This is a genomic window from Bradyrhizobium sp. AZCC 1678, assembly GCF_036924765.1.
Taxonomy (GTDB): Bacteria; Pseudomonadota; Alphaproteobacteria; order Rhizobiales; family Xanthobacteraceae; genus Bradyrhizobium; species Bradyrhizobium algeriense.
In genome coordinates this window covers 7,210,808-7,231,545 of sequence record NZ_JAZHSE010000001.1, presented here as the reverse complement: position 1 = coordinate 7,231,545, position 20,738 = coordinate 7,210,808, and the positions used below count along the sequence as shown (strand labels likewise).

Genomic DNA, 20,738 nt, shown 5'->3' with positions numbered 1-20,738 from the left:
CGTTTGCCGATACTTCTGACGTGACACTAACCACGGGCGATCCTCGCGCTGAGCTCTCGGTTACCATTCAGCAAGGACCGGGCCACCCGCCGCGGCAAAAAATATCACGTTATTTCAAAGACTTGAGGGGGCGACGGATAAATTGCGGGGCATCATCGCAGCCCCCTTTTCTGCCCGGCGGCAAGATTTGCCGTCCTGGACCCTCTCCAAAAATGGGTATCGGCTGATTGCCTCGCACCAATACGGCCTATATTAAAGAGCGGCATCCGATCCGGCCCGGTATGGCCGAACGAGACCTTAAGGCCTTATAATAAAAAGGCTTTTTAACCCTGGCCGCGAGCCGCGCAGCGCGCTTGCGATTGAAGTCGATGACCTCTGGCATGCGAAACAGTCTGGATCTCGAAGGCCGCCCGCAGGACACGCGGATCGTGGTCGCCATGTCTGGCGGCGTCGATTCCTCGGTGACGGCTGCCTTGCTGAAGTCCGAGGGCTATGACGTGGTCGGGATCACGCTGCAGCTTTACGACCACGGCGCGGCCACCCACCGCAAGGGCGCCTGCTGCGCCGGCCGCGACATCCACGACGCCCGCAACGTCGCCGAGCGGATCGGCATTCCGCATTACGTGCTCGACTATGAAAGCCGCTTCCGCGAATCCGTGATCGACAATTTTGCCGACAGCTACGCGCTCGGCGAAACGCCGGTGCCCTGCATCGAGTGCAACCGCTCGGTCAAGTTTCGCGATCTCTTGGCGACCGCGCGCGAACTCGGCGCGAGTGCGCTCGCGACCGGGCACTATGTCGCCTCGCGCCGCCTCGCCGACGGGTCGCGCGCGCTGGTGTGCGCTGCGGACGCCGATCGCGACCAGAGCTATTTCCTGTTCGCGACCACGCGCGAGCAGCTCGATTTCCTGCGCTTTCCGCTCGGCGACATGACCAAGCCGCAGACGCGCGAACTGGCGCGGCGCTTCGGCCTCGAAGTCGCCGACAAGCAGGACAGCCAGGACATCTGCTTCGTGCCGACCGGGCGCTACACCGACATCATCGGTCGCCTGAAGCCGGGCGCGATCGAGCCCGGCGACATCGTCGATCTCGAAGGCCACGTCATCGGCCGTCATCAGGGCATCGTTCATTTCACTGTCGGCCAGCGCAAGGGGCTCGGCATCGCCGCCGGCGCGCCGCTCTATGTCGTCAAGCTCGATGCGGCCAGCCGCCGCGTCGTGGTGGGGCCGCGCGAGGCATTGCGGATGGATCGCATCCGCCTTCGCGACATCAACTGGATCGGCGACCGGCTGCTGGATCGCGTCATCGGCGACGGCATCGAGATGTTCGTGCGCGTGCGCTCGACCCGCGCGCCCCAGCCGGCCTGGTTGCGCGCGGTCGATGGCGGTTATGAGGTCGAACTCGTTGCCGGCGAAGAGGGCGTCTCGCCCGGCCAGGCCTGCGTGTTCTACGATGCGCCGGCGGGACAGGCACGCGTGCTCGGCGGTGGATTCATCAAGAGCGCGACCGCAACGAATACGGTGGCAAGGGCAGGGGCGCAGCAAACGATGACGCCGCTCCCCGAGGTGATGCGCACTTAAGAAAAATCGGGGCAGAGGGAATGGCTGGGGATATCGACCGCGAGGGGGTCGAAAAGGCTTATGGGCGCTGGGCGCCGGTCTACGATCTCGTGTTCGGCAAGGTGTTCGACGAGGGCCGCCGGTCGACCATCGCGGAAGCCGACAAGATCGGCGGGCGCGTTCTCGACGTCGGCGTCGGCACCGGGCTGTCGCTGTCCGAATATTCGCGCAACACGAAATTATGCGGCGTCGATATTTCCGAACCAATGCTGCGGCGGGCGCGGAAGCGCGTGCGCGAGTTCGGCCTGACCAATGTCGAAACGCTTGCGGTGATGGACGCCAAGAATCTCGCGTTCAAGGACTCATATTTCGACGCGGTGGTGGCGCAATATGTCATCACGGCGGTGCCGGATCCGGAACGTACGCTGGATGATTTTATCCGCGTGCTGAAACCCGGCGGCGAACTCATTCTGGTCAATCACATCGGTGCCGAAAGCGGTCCGCGCCGGATGTTCGAACTGGCATTCGCGCCATTGGCGCGGCGGCTCGGCTGGCGGCCGGAATTCCCATGGGAGCGCCTGACCAACTGGGCTGACAAACATGGCGGCGTCACCCTGACCGAACGGCGGCCGATGCCGCCGATGGGGCATTTCTCGCTGATCCGTTTCCGGAAGTCGTGAAGCAAATAGCGTTTTCGAGCAAAGCAGTCCCTCGGACTTGATCCGGGGGTGGAGCCCGGTTTCGCGTTAGGAAAACGCGTCAAACAAAAAGCGACAGTTTGACTGCGGAACCTCCGCAAGTGCAGGCCGTTTCCCCTGCATGGCAATGAAACGCGCACTTCTTCTCTCATGTGTGTTGATGGCAGCCGCTGACGTGGCGGCGGCACAGGCTCCGCCGGGTCCGACCACACCGCCGGCCCAGACCGCGCCGCCATCGCCGCAGCGCGCCGCCGATTGCGCGCCTATGCAGCCGTTGCCGAAGCCCGGCGAGAAGGCTCCCGAGGGAACAACCACCGGTCAGCGAGCCGAGCCGCTCGGCGACAAGCTTGCCCGCTCGGACGGCGTATTGTGTCCGCCCCCAGGCGTCGATCCCGAAATGCACGCGCCTGCGCCGCCGAACGGCGGCAAGACGCCGGTGATTCCGCCGCCCGGCAGCCCCGGCGGCGACCCGACAATCCGGCCGAAATAGCGCTATTTCGCAGGCGGTTGGCTGGACCGCCGGCTTTGCTTGACAGGCCCTTAACCCACTCCTTATATGCCGCGCGTTCGCGAATGCGGTATGGTGTGCCGCGAAGGTGAACCGTGGCGAGGTAGCTCAGCTGGTTAGAGCACGGGAATCATAATCCTGGGGTCGGGGGTTCGAGTCCCTCTCTCGCTACCAAAAAATACCATTCGAATCAGCATCTTACATCGAATTCATCTGCTGCCCATGTCGGCAGAGATCTGCCCGTAGCAGGGTCTCGTAGCAAACACGACCGTCGCGCGCGATAATCGAATCCTCTTAATAGGCAAAGTTATCTCGCCGCATCCCAATCGGCTATCGAACGAGGAATGTCGATGCACGTGTTCAAGGGCATAAGCGATTCCTTGAGATGCATGGGTTCATGGACCGCCTTTTGTTGTAGGTGACCCGGCTTGACGCGCTCGACCGGGGCTTCAGTGGTTCATCTGTGTTTCGCAGTTTTCCGGAAGTTGGTGAGGGGTCTTCCGATTGGTGGGAGGGCCCGCAAAACGGCGGTGAGAGTCCCTCCCTCTCCGCCAGCTGACCGCGACGTGCGAAAAACCCAATAAAACCGGGCATTTCTCGAGCCACCGGATTCGGACGGTGGAGAACCGCAGTGGAGAACCGCGATCAGCTCAAATTGCCATCATTAGACCAATGGCGAAAGTCTGAATCCTTCGAAACCAAGCCAGTTTCTTGACGGCCGAGTCCTTGAGTCCGGCTTCAGCGATCCGAAGGGATGGGGGCATCTCCAATCTTGCATGCCAATGCAGGTCACCGGCCAAAGCACGACGCTGTTCGAGAAACCGGGAGCCCCGGAATCGAGGACTGGACCGTGATTCTGCTGCGGTCGCGCTGCGGAATAAGTCGTGATCAGATGCGCCTTGGCGGACGATCTCAAAGTGCCCGCCCCAGACTACGAATCTGGGGGCAGGAGTTCGAATCTCTTCGGGCGCGCCACTTCGGTACAAAACTGGGCACTCCAAAACCTGCCGTTTTTGCGCTTGATGCGGCGACGAGCGTGCGTAAGAGCGCGCTTTTCGACCCCATGATGCGAACCTCTTTCGCGTCCACCTCGATGCGTTGGGCCAAGGCGCGGAGATGGTCGCGGCGGTAGCCGCCCGATTCGGTCCGCATCCGCCTGCGAGCCTGGCTCGCGAAGGTCTTGAGCGCCTGCGGTGTGATGCCCGGCCCGGCCCGATCCAGCGCACGCTCGGCACGCTCTGCGTCAGCGCGGGCTTGGTCGCGGACCGCGTTGAGCTCGGTCACGCGCTCCTTGAGCAGCGGATCGGAGACGTCGGCGATGCCATTCTCGATCGCGTCGTAGAGCCGCTTGAGCTTGGCTTCTGCTTCGGCCGCACGCTTGCGCAATTCGGCGATATGCGTCGTCCGGCGTTCGGCGCGTTCTTTCCGGCGATGGAGGACGGCCGATAGGACTTCCTCGAGACGTTTGGGCTGCAAAAGGCGGCGCTCGATGTGCTCGGCTACAACGCTATCGAGCTTTTCCATCGGAACGCTGCGGCCCTTGCAGCCGGTTTCGCCCTGTCGGGCCTTGGTGCAGCAAGTGTAATACCTGTATCTTCCGCTCTTCCCGGTCCTCAGCGTCATCGCGCCACCACACGCGGCACAGAAGCAGATGCCGGTAAGGAGGGTCGGGCCGCTGACGACGCGCGGCGCGGAGAGTGCCGGGCTGCGCGACTTGAGCAGCGTCTGCACGGCCTCAAATTCGGCATTGTCGATGATCGGCGGCACTGCCATTTCGACCACCTCGGCCTCCGCTTTGCGCTCGCGCGTTTTCCAATGCTTGGTGTTGAAGCGGTGGCGGCCGATATACGTCGTTCGCGTCAGCACCTTGTGCACGGCGTCAACGCCCCAGCGGCCGCCGTCGCGGGTTCGGTTGCCAGATTCATTTAGATGCTTGGCAATCGATTTGACGCCCATTGGCCCCGACGAGCCGTTTCCCTCGCGCGCCAGGCGGAAGATCAGCCGCACCGTTTCGGCCTGGATGGGATCAACCTCCAGCGTCTTCTTGGTGCGATGGCCGCGCTGCTCGGCAGCTTCCACGATGCGGTAGCCGATCGGCGGCAGTGCGCCGTTCCAGAAGCCTTGCCGCGCGTTCTCCTTCATCGCCCGCAGCGTGTGCTTGGCGTTCTCCTTGGACTGATATTCGTCGAACAGCGCCATGATTTGGCGGATCATGTTGCTCATCGGATCGTCACCGAGCTCCTGCGTGATCGACACCAGACGCACGCCGTTCTTGGCAAGCCGGCGGACGTAAAACTCAAGCTGGAACTGGTCGCGGAAGAAGCGGCTGAAGCTATGGACAAGGATCACATCGAACGCCGGCGGCTTGGCCGTCGCCACGTCGATCATGCGCTGGAACTCCGGTCGCCGATCGTCGGTTGCGGACATGCCGGGCTCGACATAATCAGCGACGATCTCCCAGCCGCGCGATGTGCAATAGCCCCTCGCCTGGCGATGCTGGTCCGGGATCGAGAGATCACTGTCGGCTTGCCGTCCCGTCGAGACCCGCAGGTAGAGCGCCGCCCGAACCGTCGCAGGCATGGTGATGTCCCCTCATTCTTTTCCAAACAACTCGTCGAACAGATCACCGAACCAGGCTTCGAAGACATCGATCTCGGCTTCGGTCACCGGCACGTCCTTCGGCCAGTCGTCTGTCGCCGTCCATGTCACCGAATCGCGCGTCGGTCGTCGCCGACCAGGACGCGCGGGCGCACGCGCATAGTCGTACAGATCGTCAAGTGGCGCGCCGTTCAGCCGACGCCCTGGTTTCGATTTGTGAGGGGGAGCCATGGCGCCACTGTGGCAATCTTGTCTGATCCACAGAACGGCCGATGTCTACGCCATGTCACGCTACAGCGCTGCGAGAGAGCCCAGCCGCTCAAGGCAGGATAAAAGCACGCAAGGTGCGCGCTGTCGGTTGGGGCGGAAACAGCAGCAAATTCCAATGACGGGTAACATTGCGCGGTATCCGGCACAACCTGTCATTTTTACCAATGCGCTGTGGGTGCAAAGCTTTTGACACCCTGCGGCGGTCAAGATGACCAGCAACGATCATTTTCGTGTCGATCCGGTCTGCTTCCTTTCGACCTTGGCGCAGATACTCTCGCGCACAGCAAGCCATGGTCGCTTGGCGGCAAAGAGCCGGCTCGTCGGCAGCCGGTCAAGGCCGCAAGCCGGGCGGAGCCGGTCGCGCGGAGCGCGAGCCATGACCGGCTGACGCCGGGCCGGCAGTGCTCGGGCAAGCGATCATGGCTTGGATCGATCGACCCAGCCCTTCAGGGCGACAGAGTACGCCGGCTGGCGCTCGGAGCCTTGATGCCGATCGGTTTTCTGAATAAGGCGCCAGTACCTCCCCTTTCCGTGCCAGCCATGCGCCACCTCCAAAACCAATGTGCAGACAAGGGCCTGCTGGCGACCAGGGCGAGCGGGCCGTACCCGCTTTTATCTTGCCTTCCTAATCGGTCCATACAATTTGAAAGGAACTTCTAAGCAACTAGAAGAGGATGCTCGCCCATAAGTTGTCGATGATTCTTACGATGAGCCGACCCTTTGCGATCTATATCGGTCTGTTAGGCGTAGCCACGCTAGTCGTGATTGCATGGCCACCTATTGCGCTGTTTGGCCTCTTTCTTGGGGTTGTTCCCGGCATTTTCTTTTGGGTCGCACCCTCACTTTTTGTGTACTCACTGCTCTGGTGGAGCACGCGCGCCGCAATACAACAAACGCCAATCGCAAGGCGTGCACAGGCAGGCTTGCTTCGGTTCGTCGTCCCTGCTTTCAGCGCGGCGATCATCGCAGTTCCAGCGGTGCTGATACCGTATCTGAACAACATGCGGGCTGAGGAGGTCGCTCAGCGCCTGCGGGACAGCGATCGGGAGCCTGACGAACCGATTGTCCTACCGGAGACGGTCGCTCTCGTCATGGATGGGAATTACAATTGGCCAAAGAAAAAGCCCTTTTGTGAAACGCTTTGCGTGCGGCTTCTATTTAACTCGTCGGTCGCACGCGTGATTGCCGTAGACCCGGCCTACGGGTCAACAGCCGCCTTCTGGATCGAGCGGCGCGAGGTTTGTCCCGACCGTCCAAACCTAAATTTTGATGTGAGGTGGACGACGGACTTTCCCCTAACGCGAGGCGACACGCCTGAAGACCGAGTGCGAGCCCGCATCGCTGGCGGCGAGTGTTTGATGGAAGGTGATGGTCATCTAGAGGAGGCGACCGCGACAATCTCGTACCGGCACGTCCAAAAGGGCACGACCATCTTCCAACGTCCTTGGTCCCTTCAACCCGGGCCCCCGGTCGTCAATCGACTCGAGATCTCCAATACTAGCGGAGCGACGCTCTATCGCCGCACTGAGGTAATATTAATCGATTTGACGACGCCCTTGCAGATCGCGACCGCAGCTGGGCTTCTTACGACTGTGACTTATGCTGGATGGGCGCGCTACAACAAAACGCTCGGCCAAATCGGGCCTCACGGCCGTGACGTGCTTCCGTATATCCTCAGAGACGCGGTGAAAACACCTGAAAAGAACCCGCATTGACTCGCGTCAAGGTACGTCGCTTTTTTTGGCTCATCCCGCGATTGATCGAAAGGGCCGGCATCGAAGGGTAACCTGACCACCTGCGAAATCGCGACACAGCCGCCCATGAGGCGTAGCGCAAGATCGCAGGCCGTCGGACGTTATCTGGCCGGATCGCGTCGGCGGCTGCGGCATCATAGCACCACGGCGAAGCAATAGTGCCCATCTTCATCGACCGTGGCGCGCCAGCGAAATCAAAGATTTATTCAGCATCTGGCAGTGGTTCACATGGTAGGGGACCTCCCAGTGGACCTCGCCAAGTGGAAAACTTTCCTTCCTGCCTGTCCAGATCCTCATCCTCATCGAGACCCTCATCGGTGAGCAGCGGTGTAGGGTACTCGATGATAGCCTGCACCACCTCCTCGGCATTCTGGACGAGGCCCTGCTCGTTGATCATGGTTCGGTCGCTGATGATCGCAGCGATGGTCACGGCCTTCGATTGCGGGCAGGGTTTGTTCGAGACGTAGGCGAATTTGTCATTATCGCAGGTGAGGAACGGCCGCGCAGCTGGGAAGACAAGAATAGCTTGCCGTCCTTGGCACCCACTGAGCCCCCGCAGCAATTGCCGGGATAGATATTGGTCTGCCCTTGGGTGGTCCGCATGCGGCACAGGACCATCCGTGCCTCTCGAGCAAGACCGCGCTCGCCATGGTGTTCAAGTTGGTCGAGGGCGCACGAAAGAGCTGGCGGCGTCTCGACGGCCATAACCAGTTGCGAAAGATCATCGAACGTGTGAAGTTTATGGACGGGCTCGAGGTCGCCGCCAAGCCGACCGACTCTCAGCCCCAAACTGCCGCCGACTGATCCTTCAGGCCGTCACCAAATAGCTCCTGGCGCGCCGAACAAATGGGAAACCCCTACAGCTCGTTGAGAAGCGTTACCTCTCTCGATGCTGAAGGGGTTTGGTCAGGAAGCGTTGGCGCCGTACAGAATTCATTCGTTACACCGCACGACGATCGCTTGATGAAACTTTAGTCCAATAAGGCCAGAAGCGCAAGCGGTCCACAGAGGATTGCGATGCCCACAGGTCCGAAAACGCCCAACATCGCCGGCAAACCGGCAAAGCCGCCGATCCCGCTGGCCGTTACGCCGCCTCCGCGCGAGCCCGATGCGTATCTCGAACACGTGCTCGCCCTTACCAATCGTCGTGCCGAGCTGCGCACATTGGCTGCTGCAGAGCTCACGCAATTGCCGCAGGAACGGCGCGGCCGCGAGCGACGCTTGAGCCCTGGGGTCAGGCGCCGTCTGTATCTGAAGGCGTTACGTACGTGGCACGACTACGCGTCCGCGCGGTTACAGGAGCTCGAGTCCGGCCGCACCGGCAGCGACACGGACGCGCAACCGATTCCCCCTGCGCGCGAGCCGTACACGGCGAAGCTGAAGCGGCGGCTCGTTGTCGCATTGAGCAAGAACAGCGCGCGAATGGCCATACTCGAAGGTGCGCAACGCCGCTGGCATGCTGCGGCAAAGGCCGCTCGTGACGGCATTCGTCTGCGACGTGAAACCGCGCGCGAGGTGCTCGGCACGCCACTGCGACCCGATGCGCGCCTGCACCTCATCGCCGCGCAAGCGACGTTCATGCTCGAAGGCAACAGTCCTCGCCTGCGGGCCGATCTGAAAGACGCAGCAGCACGGATGCCGGAGTCGAAAGGCCTCCACTATTGGCTCGCGCGCTATGAGGTGATGGTGGGGCATTACCCGGCCGCGCTGGAAGCAGCGAACAAGGCACGCGATTATCCGCCGGTCCGACACGTCCTTATGCCGCTGCTGGATCCGGAGTCGGCGGATGCTCCATGGCTGTCCTGGCCATGCAACTTCTATACGTATCGCTACACGCTCGCCGACCCGGACGCGCTGCGCGGCATGCAGCAAGTGCTCTCTGCGCTCGCCAACAACAGCGAAGTCGTCACCACCTGGGTGAGCCTCGGCATTCCGCAAGTCGTGCTGGACGATCTGAAGGAGCGCGCGATCGACGGCGGCAAGGCCCTCGCGAGCTTGCTGCTCTGGAACCAGGGCAATGCCGACATGGAGCACAGCAAGTACGCGAGCGCGGTGCGCAACTACGAAGATTGCCAGCGTGCAATTGTCGATTACTTTGTGAGTCGCTACGACAGCCTCGATCTGTCGCTACCGTCTCCGCCGGACGAATCGGGCTCCGATATCACGCCCGCGCAGCAGCTCGACAACGCGCTTCAAGCCCTGGCGAGCGAATTGATTCGTTTCGCACCGCTCACGCGAAACATCTGGACCTTCTTCCGCGAGCGGTACATGACGGTGACGCTCGAGGAGCTGTACAAGCACGATTGGCGACGTCCGAACGTCGTGCCCCTGGCATACGAGTTCGCGACGCCGCTTCCGAATTACGGCGAGGCAACCGACTTTGCGACGGCGCTGGCGCGGCTGTTGATCCAGATGAGCATTCTGAAGAGCCTGCAGACCTCCGGCGAGAAGGTCGAGGAGAAAATCGATGCGCCGCTACTGGCGATTGCGCTCGTGTTCTGTCCTCTTGCGATCGCCGAAGCGAATCGCCTGCGGCGTCATTTCGACAAGGCGATCAGTCAGTGCAACGGGATGCTGCGCCGGCACAGTCAATTCGGCATCCTCTCCGAAGTCATCGAGAAGCCATTCGTCAAGATCCTCAAGGCGCAGATTCTGCGCGACAAGGCGGACGCCCAATATAAATCGCGAGCGCTCGCCAACAGCCCGGCAACCAATCCCGACGGCTCGCTCAAATACCAGGGGCTGGAAGCCGCGGAAACCTATCAAGGCGTGCTGGTCAATTTCGAGGATCAAGGCCAATACGTGAATCGCGTCAATGCGGGTCTCGCGACCATGCAGACAGAGCTGAGCGATCTGATGCAGCGCACCTTTCATCCGATCGCTGTCGCGGAAGCCAGGCCCGGCAGCCTTCCGCCCATGACCGACGCCGATCGCGAAGCGTTTGCGCTGGTCGGCAAGAAGCTGACGATCGAAACGCTCGTACCGCGGAAAGGGCTTTATCCGGACCCCGATCGGCGCACCCGGCCACACGAGTCGCTGCTGAGGTTCGAGCCACCGGCACAAGGGGGCGAAACACCCACGACGCTGCTCGAGACCAACCCCGTGATCTACGCACTGATCATCGAGGCACGCGCACGGTTGCTGCAGATGGAATCGGGACTCAACTACCTGGGGTACAGGGACGACTTCGTGCCGCCCTGGCGCTTTCAGTTCCTGCTCGATCGCGCGCGGTACTTCGTCGAGCATGCCAAGAATGCGCAACGCGAGTATCTCAACTTTCTCGGCAACGCCGAACGCGAAGAGTTCCAGGAGCTGACCGTCGCACAGAGCGTGGAGATGGAGAAATGCAATGTGCGCACGGAAACTGCGCGCGTGGAGCAGGTCAAGGCCGAGCTCGAAGCGGCGAAGGAAAGCGCCGAGCTTTCAAGCATGGCGGCGGACCATGCTCAAACGCGGTTGGACAGGTACCAGAAATTCGACGAGTACGCCGACAGCCTGTTCGGCACGACGGGGCCCGATCCGCTGGAGTTTTTGTCCGACATTGCGAATAACATTCCCGGATTGAATGCCGTTCTCACCGGCGTCGGAGATTTATTTACCGGAGGCGCGATCTCGAACCGCAAACAGCAGCTCCTTGCCGATGCGCAACGGGGTGTCGAAGAGCAGAATCTCGAGCTCGCGGTGGCGGAGGCCGACCAGGCGGCCACTGTTGCCGACCGGCAGCTTGCGGCGGCCGAAGTGGGCGTAATGGTCGCAGGAATGCAGCGTGCCGCGGCCGTGCTTCGCCACGAATTCGCCGTGCAAAGTTTGAGCTTCCTGCGCAACCGCACACTGAACGCGGAACTTTGGTATCGGCTCTCGGCCGCCATTCGGCATGTTGCCGACACGTACCTTCGCTACGGCATCGAGACAGCATTCCTGGCCGAGCAGGCATACGAATTCGAGCTCGACAAGCGCATCAATGTGATCCGCTTCGATTACGACGTGAGCGACCTCGGTGACATGCTCGCCGGCGATTTCCTGCTGCGCGATCTCGATACGCTCGAGAACGACTTGATCATCGGCCAGCAGCAGCGCCAGCAGCAGGTCCGCTACGTTCTATCGCTGGCGCGCGAGTTCCCGGACGCGCTGCAGGAGCTGCGCGACATCGGGCACACGACGTTCAGTCTGCGCCTCGAGCAACTCGAACGGCGCTTTCCAGGACTTTTCAATCTGCGCGTCTCCTCGGTCGAGGTAATGCCGATCGCGCTCATGGACGGAACGCGCTTCAGCCTGGAATTGACGCAGCTCGGCAGCGGCTACGTCAGGCTCAAATCGCAGGCTGACGCGCAGACCGGTGATGAAATCCTGTCACTCGCCGAAACGCTCGCCGCAGATTGGCTCATCGGCTTGCAAACGCAGTGGCCGGTGAAAGCGCGTGTCACCGGGCCCGAGACAGCGGTGTTTTCCGGGCTCACGCGCCAGGACCTGGTTGGCCTCCCGTCGTTCTTTATTTCGAATCAGCGTGGCGCATTTGAGGGACTCGCCGGGGCAAGTTCCTGGCGGGTCGATCTCTCGATGAGGGAGAACCGCATCGTGCCAGGCACGCTGGCGGATCTGCTGGTGACATTCACGCTCGCCGGATACTACGATTCCGCATTGCGCCAGGCGATCGAAACTGCGCCGCGCAAGATCAGTGCCACGGACACCTGGCTCTCCGCGCATCTGACTTTTCCCGATGCGTTCTACGCTTTCAATCGAGCCGGAAGAATGGATTGGGACGTCACGCCCGATGTCCTCGCGTTGCGCGGTTCACCCGGCGAGTTGCGCAATCTGGCCGTCGTGATGTCACCGTCCGCGAAACGGCCCGCGCTCGGCCGCCTAATGTGTTCTTATCCGGTCGAGCTGGAAGTGCAGGTCGACGGATCTATTCGCGTGGTGACGATCCTGCCGAGCGTTACGCTCACCACGAGCGGCCTCGAACTTGCGGCGCAACTGAACACACCGAGCGGTGCGGTCGTCACCTTGGACTTCGGCGACGGCTCAGGGATTCAGGATAGCAGCGCATTGCCGCATCGGTATGCGCGACCCGGCCGCTACGAATTGACGCTGCGGATCGCACACAACAGTCGGCTGGCCGAGTATCGCGCCACGATCGTCGTATCGCGCCAGCACCCGGTGCTGCCGCCGCTGATCGTGATCCCCGATTTGCAGACCTCGATCGATGCCGGCAAGCTCAAGCTGCAGCCTTCAGCGCAGGTCGCCGCGGGCGAACCGCCGCCGTTCGTGACGTGGCGAGTCGATGGCGTTGCAGCGGATGCAGCTCCAGGTCCCGTCACGTTCACCCTCGATATTCCGCCAGCGGGCGAGGCGCCAAAGCGCCATGTGCTGCGATTCCTTGCCGCACGCCAATTGCAAGGCCGGTTCTACAGTCGTCAGCGGTATGTCCCCAACGTCAATATCACCGTAGACGGTCTGCGCGTCGCAAGCAATCGAACGTTCGATCCGCAAACCGGCGAGGAGACAACGACCGCCTTGAACGCGTTCGGTCAACATGTGTTCGCGTCCGGCACGTTGGCGCCCGCCGATACGTGGACGTTTGATCTGCCGCTCGACATCAACCCCGCCGTCGTGAGCGTGTCGACGGCGGATGTCCTGCAATACGACCTTGGTGAGCTGGGCGACGCGCTGCTGGCGCTCGAGTACCCGGTTCACGACGTGTAACGCCCGTTACGTTGCATCGGATGGCATGAGCTGACGCATGAGCAAGTCGGACGCAGCACAGAATGCAATAAGCCTGCCCAAGGGTGGCGGCGCACTCAAGGGGATCGGCGAAACATTTCAGCCGAACCTGTTCAGCGGAACCGGCAACTACTCCGTCCCTATAGCGGTCTCCCCCGGCCGCAATGGATTCGGGCCGACGCTCTCTCTCCAATACAGCTCAGGAAATGGAAACGGCTCGTTTGGGATAGGGTGGCAGCTCACGATCCCGCGCATTACCCGCAAAACCGAAAGAGGCCTTCCGCAATACGACGACACCGACCTCTTTGTTATGTCGGGCGCAGAAGACCTCGTGCCCTGCCTGAAAAAGGCGGTCAATCCCGATAGCGGCGAGGATGCCTGGAGGCCCGAGGATCCGATCATTCGGCCGCCGTACACCGTGTACCGCTACCGTCCGCGTACCGAGGGACTCTTCGCACGCATCGAGCAGTGGCGCAACGACGATACCGACGAAATGCACTGGCGCGTGATCACGAAGGACAACGTGACCAGCATCTACGGAGCCAGTGCCTTCTCCCGCATCGCCGACCCGGACGATGAACGACGCGTCCACCAATGGCTCCTGCAGGAAATGTTCGACGTGACCGGCAATCACGTGCTGTACGAATACGCAAGAGACAACCCCAAGCTCTACAGCAACGAGGATGGGGACCTCGGCCTGGACGAGATCTTCGAGCAGAATCGCAAGGCGACCCAGCTTTACATTCGCCGTATCTACTACGGAAGTCTGCCTGATCCGCTCCTCGATGAGCAGGGGCAGGCCGTTACGTATCCCGACGGGACACCTGTCGGCCACGAGCGCGGTGGACGCCGATTTGCGTTCGAAGTGATCTTCGACTACGGCGACTGGGACCTTCCGACGAAAGAACCCCACCCTGACCCTTTACCGGCGCAACAACAGGAGCTGTTCGGTCAGGATCCGTCCGTTTCCACGGAGCAGAATCCTGTTCCGATCCGGGCGGATCGCTTTTCCGACTTCCGCGGACGATTTGAAATTCGAACCCTCCGCCGCTGCCGCCGGGTCCTGATGTTCCACCACTTCGCGGAGCTCGGCGGACCCACACTCGTGCGGTCGACGGATTTCGACTATCACGACGACCCGGATACCCTGCTCTCTTTCCTCACGGCAGTCACAGTGCGCGGTTACAGCAAGGACGCGACGGCCGGTTATCAATCGGCCGGCATGCCGCCGGTGACGTTCGCCTATTCCCAGTTCAGGCCGCACGAGCAGCGCTACCAATCTCTCGCCGCGCAGGGCAACGACATGCCGCCGCTGGCGCTCAACGACCCGAACGTTGCCGTGGTCGACCTGTTCGGCGACGGGTTGCCGGATGTGCTCCATGGCACCCCCGGCGGGTTCCGATACTGGAGGAACCTCGGCAGCGGGCGCCTGGACCGCCCCCGATTCCTGCCCCAGATCCCGGCCGGCGTCGCGCTCGGCCAGCCCGGCGTGGGATTCGGCGACATGGGCGGCGATGGTCAGGCCGACCTTCTGGTGCATTTCGGTCCGCTACCCGGATTTTTCGAAACGACGCCGAGCGGAACCTGGCAGACGTTCAGGCCCTACGAGGCATTTCCCAGCTTCGACCTGGCGGATCCCGACGTGCGCCTGACGGACCTCACCGGAGACGGCCTCGCGGACGCGCTGATGACGCGAGAGGATCACTTCCTGTGGTTCCAGTGCCTGGGCGAAAAAGGGTTTGCACCGCCGGCGTACATCCCGCGCAAACGGGATCTGGATCGATTCCCCGACGTCTTTTTCAAAGATCCCGCGGGCAGAGTCCGTCTGGCCGACATGACAGGAAGCGGGCTGAACGACATCGTCCTGATTCACAACGGCCGCATCGACTATTGGCCGAACCTCGGCTATGGCCACTTCGGCAAACGCATCACGATGGGGAACGCGCCCCGGCTCGGAACTGACTTCGATCCCCAGCGCATCTTTCTCGCCGACCTGAACGGCACGGGATGCGCCGACCTCGTGTATGTCGATTTCGACCGCGTGCGTTTCTGGTTCAACCAGTCGGGCAACCGATGGAGTGAGACAGAGACCATTCTGGGAGCCCCGACCGCGAGCGACGCCGACTCGGTCCAGCTTGCGGACTTCTTCGGCACCGGTACGGCCACGCTTCTCTGGAGCTACGACTTTGCCGACATGCCGGAAGGAAACTACAAGGCGCTTGACCTCTGCGGCGGCATCAAGCCCTACGTGCTCACCGAGATGAGCAACAACATGGGAGCGACCACGCGGGTGAGCTATGCGCCTTCGACTCGTTACTTCCTCGAAGATGAGTCAAACGGCACGCCGTGGCTGACCAGACTGCCGTTCCCGGTGCAGCTCGTCGACAAGGTGGAGGTTATTGACCACATCAGCAAGACGAAGCTTGTCACGACCTACAAGTATCATCACGGCTATTTCGATGGACGGGAGCGGGAGTTCCGCGGCTTCGGGCGGGTAGACCAGTTCGATACGGAGACCTTCGACGATTTCACACAAGCCGGCCTGCACGTCGGTGCGGAGTCTTTCACCAATGCCGTCTCGACGTATCACGTTCCTCCCGTCGAGACCCGCTCCTGGTTCCACACCGGCATCTACTTCGACCCTGACCGAAATTTCAGCTATCGCGAGCTGACGGACGAATTTCGCAAGGAGTTCTATCAAGGGGACGCGGAGGCCTACGCTGTCGCGGAGCACGAAGTCGAGTCGGGAGAAACGCCACAGGAGGCCTACCGCGCGTTGCGCGGGGCCGTGCTGCGAACAGAAGTTTATGCACACGACGGAAGCGCGAAGGCCGAGCACCCTTACCAGGTGACCGAAACACGCCATCGGGTCACGCAATTGCAGCCCAGCGTCGGTGGCAACCACGGCGTGTATCTCAGCCATCCGATGGAGAGCCTGAGCTACCAGTACGAGCGAAATCCAGCCGATCCGCGCATCAACCATACCCTGACCCTAGAAGTGGATGACTTCGGCAATGCGTTGCGGTCGCTCGCCATTTCCTACGGCCGCCGCCGGCCCGATCCCATCCTCCCAACGCAGGCGGATCGGGACAAGCAGACCCGGACGCTCGTCACCTACACCGAAAACAGATACACGAACGGGATCGACGACCCCGTCCTGGACCCGAACAACTACCGGACGCCCCTACCGAGTGAAACGCGCAACTATGAGCTGACCGGATTCAGGCCAGCAAACGATGCGCCGCGATTTAGTCTCGATGAATGGACGACAAACGATTTCGCGCGGCTCGACGATGCACTCGAGATCAAATACGAACAAACCGGCGACCTCGTTCAGGAGCAAAAGCGCCTGATCAAACACGTCCGCACGCGCTATCGCAAAGACGACCTGGCCGATCTGCTTCCACATGGCTCGCTCGAATCGCTCGCGCTCCCGGGCGAGAGCTACACGCTGGCGTTTACACCGGGACTGTTGGCACAAGTCTACGGCGCTCGCGTCGCGGACCCGATGCTGACCGAAGGCGGCTATGTCCACGCAGAGGACGACGCTGACTGGTGGATTCCTTCGGGACTGGTCTTTCTCTCACCGAACGCGTTCCACACACCCGCTGAAGAGCTTGCCTTCGCGCGCCGTCATTTCTTCACCGCGCGGCGTACGCGCGACCCCTTCGGCAATACCGCCTTGATCGCTTACGATGCGTACGACTTGTTGATCAGGCGGACGACCGACCCACTCGGCAATCAGGTCGTCGCCCAGCACGACTACCGCCTGCTCCAGCCTTTCCGTGTGACCGATCCCAACGGCAACCGCGCCGAGGTGGCTTTCGACACGTTGGGACTGCTGGTGGGGACCGCAGCGATGGGCAAGGCGACCGAAAACCTGGGCGATTCGCTCGCAGGTTTTGCACCGGACCTGACAGCGGCGCAGCGCGAAGCCTTCCTCGCCGATCCACTGAGTAGCGCCGCCCTCCTTCTGGGCGAGGCCACCAGCCGCTTCGTGTACGACCTGGACCGGTATCGCGCGGCGCAACAACCGATCCTGACGGTCACTCTCGGCCGCGAAACCCACGCGACAGACCCACTTCCCCCGGGCGGGCTGAAGGTACAGGTTGGCGTGAGCTACTCCGACGGCTTCGGGCGCGAGATCCAAAAAAAGATCCAGGCCGAGCCCGGGCCACTCGTCGAAGGCGGCGCTTCGGTCAGCCCGCGCTGGGTCGGAAATGGGTGGACGATTTTCAACAACAAGGGGAAACCGGTCAAACGATACGAACCGTTCTTCGACGATACGCATGAATTCCGTTTCGCCAACCAGGCAGGAGTGAGCCCCACGCTCTTTTACGATCCGGTCGAGCGCGTGGTAGCGACCCTGCACGCCGATCACACCTGGGAAAAAGTCGTGTTCGATTCCTGGCGGCAGGAGAGGTGGGACGTCAACGACACGGTCCTGATCACCGATCCCCGGACGGATTCCGACGTGGGCAGGTTCCTCCAAGGTTTGGCCGACACCGAATATCTCCCCACCTGGTACGCACAGCGGCAGGACGGCGCGCTCGGGGAAGAAGAGCAGGACGCTGCCGCGAAAACCGCGGAGCACGCAGGTACACCTTCGGTCGCGCACGCGGATTCGCTCGGGCGATCTTTCCTCACCATTGCGCACAACCGGTTCGAGCGCAACGGCGCAAGCGTCGAAGAAAAGTATGCGACGCGCGTCGTCCTCGACATCGAGGGCAACCAGCGCGAGGTGATCGATGCTCTTGACCGCGTGGTCATGCGCTGCGACTACGCCATGCTGGGCGCGCGCATTCACCACACGAGCATGGAGGCGGGCGAGCGCTGGATGCTCAACGACGTCGCAGGTCAACCGATTCGTGCGTGGGACAGCCGCGGTCATCAGTTCCGCACGGTCTACGATGTACACCGCCGCCCGGTCGAAACTTTCTTGCGTGAGGGTGCGGCACCAGAGCGCCTTATCGGCCGCACCGTCTATGGAGAAAGCCAACCTGACCCCGAAGCCCGGAACCAGCGTGGCAAGGTCGTTCGGCTCTTCGACCAAGCTGGAGTCGTCACCACCGAAGACTACGACTTCAAGCGCAATTTGCTCAAAAACAGCAGGCAGTTGGCCAAAGATTACAAGACCACGCTCGATTGGTCCGATAATCCGGAATTGGAGCCGGAGGTCTTCATCAGCAGTACGACCTACGATGCCCTGAATCGCCCGCTGACGGTGACCTCGCCGGACCGCAGCGTCTATCGCCCGACTTTCAATGAAGCCAATCTGCTGGAGAAGGTGGACGTCGATCTGTGCGGAGCGCAGACGGCCACACCGTTCGTGACCAACATCGATTACAACGCCAAGGGTCAACGCACGCGCATCGAGTATGGCAACGGCGTGAAGATCGAGTATGCCTACGATGCCTTGACCTTCCGCTTGATCAACCTCAATAGCACCCGTACGACGGATCCCGCGCGCTTGCAAGACCTGAGCTACGCATATGACCCGGGCGAGAACATCACGTCGATCCGGGACGACGCACAGCGGATCATCTTCTTCGACAATCAGGTGGTCACGCCCGAGGGCAACTACACGTATGACGCCACCTACCGTCTGATCACAGCAGCGGGTCGGGAGCATATCGGGCAAGCCGCGCAACCCCAGAGCACCTGGGACGATCGCTTCAGGGTGCGCTTGCCGCACCCTGGTGACGGACAGGCCATGCGTCGCTACATCGAAAGGTATGAATACGATCCAGTCGGCAATTTCCTGCAGCTGATTCATCTGGCGCCCGCCGGAAATTGGACGCGAAGCTATACGCACAACGAAGCGAGTCTCATCGAACCGAGCAGGGCGAGCAACCGTTTGAGCAGCACGACCGTCGGTTCAAGTCCAACCGAGGTGTACTCGCACGATGCGCACGGCAACATGACTTCCATGCCGCATCTGTCGTTGCTGCAGTGGGACTTCAAGGATCAGCTACGAGTGACCTCGCGGCAGGTGGTGAATGAAGGGACGCCGGAGACCACCTATTATGTGTATGACGCGACCGGCCAGCGTGTGCGCAAGCTCACCGAGCGGCAGAACGGTACCCGCAAGAGCGAACGCACCTACCTCGACGGGTTCGAGGTGTATCGCGAATACGATGGCACGGGAACCGGCGTCACGCTGGAGCGAGAGACGTTGCATGTGATGGATCACAAGCAGCGGATCGCATGTGTCGAGACGCGCACGCGAGGGGAAGACGGCTCACCGGCACGACTCATTCGGTACCAACTCTGCAACCATCTCGGTTCGGCATCGTTGGAGTTGGATGACACCGGGCAGATCATTTCTTACGAAGAGTATTACCCATACGGCAGTACGTCATATCAGGCGGGGCGAACGGTGGCAGAGGTCAGGTCGAAGCGGTGCCGATATGCGGGGATGGAACGGGATGAAGAGAGCGGCCTGAATCATCACGGTGCGCGGTACTACGCGGCGTGGCTCGGCAGGTGGACGACGTGCGATCCATCCGGCATCAAGGACGGCCCGAATCTCTACGCCTTCTGTCGAGACAACCCTATCGCATTGGTGGATCGCACCGGCAATGAATCGGAGGCGTGGACCGGGCTGAACGAAATCAAATGGGAAAACGGTCACTGGACCTACACGAACGAATCCGGTGATGTTTGGAACTACGTGACGATCTACGAAGACCGACCCGTCACGCAGCTTGAATCCCAATGGGAGACGGAAGAAACTAGGTTCGACATATGGTCGTTCTGGCTCTACAAGCGCGAGCGTGTAGTGCATCACGGCCTTCGGGCGGTGACGCGCATCCAGCCGACGGTTACGTTCGAAGGTTGGCTGCCGTCGACGACGGAAGTCATCTCCGTAACCGGTTCCGCCCCCAAGGAAGAAGAGCATTGGACCTCCACGGTCGCGGGCTGGGCTGGCACGGCACTCAGCTGGGGGTTTGGTCCCAAGTGGCTGGTGCTCGGATACCGCGGCTACCAGTTCATCGGCGATGCGCGCGAAAGCGGTCTCTTCCAGGCCGGCGAGAACCTGACGATCAACACGCTCGCGGACAAGGCGATCGACACGGCGCTGAAAGTCGGCAAGAAGGTCATAAAAGGTAAGGGCTCCGGCGGAGGACACCACGATCCGCAAGGCAAGCGGCCGGCCAAACCCCATTACTACGTCACCGGCAAGTTGACGTCCGCGGAGAAGGACAAACTTCGAGCGGAAGCAAGAGCGATCGCGGAGAAGGCAAGAGGGGGCAAGCGCCTGCCCTACGGGAGCGATGTCCATCATCGGATTCCACTCGAATTTGCCCACCTGCAACCGCACCTCGATCCAAACCGGCTCGACAATCTGATCGTGATCACAGATCGCGAGGCGCGAGAGAACATTCATACGGGACTCGGGCAGAGCTTCCATCTATATGCGCACGAGCTCTGGCAGAAACAACTGAAGGGGTTGAAAAATCCAACAGCCTCCGAAATCGAAAACATCGCGTCCCAGATGGACAGGTACATTCAGTCGGACAAGAAATGGACCGTTGAACGGCTCAAGTAGCAGCACTGTCCGCCGCCCTTCGCCGCACAAACGAAGCCGAGCGGCTGGTAGTTCAACGCATCGGCCAGGATGTCTTTT

8 protein-coding genes, 1 tRNA gene and 1 pseudogene are annotated in these 20,738 nt (G+C 61.4%); 8 read left to right on the top strand and 2 right to left on the bottom strand.

From position 1 onward, the window contains the following. The first annotated feature begins 380 nt into the window (after positions 1-380). From mnmA to V1294_RS34375, 4 genes are all read left to right on the top strand, one after another. Positions 381-1,580, top strand: a complete 1,200-nt coding sequence (gene mnmA, locus V1294_RS34390) for a tRNA 2-thiouridine(34) synthase MnmA (protein WP_334503554.1) — start codon at positions 381-383, stop codon at positions 1,578-1,580. Between the two features lie 20 nt (positions 1,581-1,600). Continuing rightward, positions 1,601-2,239, top strand: coding sequence for a class I SAM-dependent methyltransferase (locus V1294_RS34385; protein ID WP_334484939.1), 639 nt, complete (start codon positions 1,601-1,603; stop codon positions 2,237-2,239). 178 nt (positions 2,240-2,417) lie between these two features. Beyond that, positions 2,418-2,747 (top strand): hypothetical protein, encoded by a 330-nt coding sequence (locus V1294_RS34380; RefSeq protein WP_334484937.1) that lies wholly within the window; start codon positions 2,418-2,420, stop codon positions 2,745-2,747. A gap of 115 nt (positions 2,748-2,862) precedes the next feature. Beyond that, positions 2,863-2,939: transfer RNA gene (locus tag V1294_RS34375), tRNA-Met, on the top strand. 738 nt (positions 2,940-3,677) lie between these two features. On the opposite strand, the gene V1294_RS34370 is transcribed toward V1294_RS34375, so the two are convergent. After that, positions 3,678-5,345, bottom strand: coding sequence for a recombinase family protein (locus V1294_RS34370; RefSeq protein ID WP_334503552.1), 1,668 nt, complete (start codon positions 5,343-5,345; stop codon positions 3,678-3,680). A gap of 983 nt (positions 5,346-6,328) precedes the next feature. Between V1294_RS34370 and V1294_RS34365 the strand changes: the two genes are divergently transcribed. After that, a complete protein-coding gene (locus V1294_RS34365; protein WP_334503550.1) occupies positions 6,329-7,348 on the top strand; it encodes a hypothetical protein in 1,020 nt (339 codons plus the stop codon). Between the two features lie 241 nt (positions 7,349-7,589). Here V1294_RS34365 and V1294_RS34360 read toward each other — a convergent pair whose 3' ends face one another. Beyond that, positions 7,590-7,817, bottom strand: a complete 228-nt coding sequence (locus V1294_RS34360) for a hypothetical protein (RefSeq protein ID WP_334503548.1) — start codon at positions 7,815-7,817, stop codon at positions 7,590-7,592. A gap of 191 nt (positions 7,818-8,008) precedes the next feature. Between V1294_RS34360 and V1294_RS34355 the strand changes: the two are divergent. The 3 genes and pseudogenes from V1294_RS34355 to V1294_RS34345 form a co-directional block, all read left to right on the top strand. Continuing rightward, a pseudogene (locus tag V1294_RS34355) lies at positions 8,009-8,191 on the top strand (IS256 family transposase); the annotation flags it as partial. Positions 8,192-8,404: 213 nt separating this feature from the next. Next, positions 8,405-13,090, top strand: a complete 4,686-nt coding sequence (locus tag V1294_RS34350) for a hypothetical protein (protein WP_334503547.1) — start codon at positions 8,405-8,407, stop codon at positions 13,088-13,090. Between the two features lie 37 nt (positions 13,091-13,127). Next, complete coding sequence (locus V1294_RS34345) at positions 13,128-20,660, top strand: SpvB/TcaC N-terminal domain-containing protein (RefSeq protein WP_334503546.1); 7,533 nt, start codon at positions 13,128-13,130, stop codon at positions 20,658-20,660. Positions 20,661-20,738: the final 78 nt, after the last annotated feature.

Coding starts and splice junctions, on each gene's coding strand:
- mnmA (WP_334503554.1), top strand. CDS start 381: ATGCGAAACAGTCTGGATCTCGAAGGCCGCCCGCAGGACACGCGGATC.
- V1294_RS34385 (WP_334484939.1), top strand. CDS start 1,601: ATGGCTGGGGATATCGACCGCGAGGGGGTCGAAAAGGCTTATGGGCGC.
- V1294_RS34380 (WP_334484937.1), top strand. CDS start 2,418: ATGGCAGCCGCTGACGTGGCGGCGGCACAGGCTCCGCCGGGTCCGACC.
- V1294_RS34370 (WP_334503552.1), bottom strand. CDS start 5,345: ATGCCTGCGACGGTTCGGGCGGCGCTCTACCTGCGGGTCTCGACGGGA.
- V1294_RS34365 (WP_334503550.1), top strand. CDS start 6,329: ATGATTCTTACGATGAGCCGACCCTTTGCGATCTATATCGGTCTGTTA.
- V1294_RS34350 (WP_334503547.1), top strand. CDS start 8,405: ATGCCCACAGGTCCGAAAACGCCCAACATCGCCGGCAAACCGGCAAAG.
- V1294_RS34345 (WP_334503546.1), top strand. CDS start 13,128: ATGAGCAAGTCGGACGCAGCACAGAATGCAATAAGCCTGCCCAAGGGT.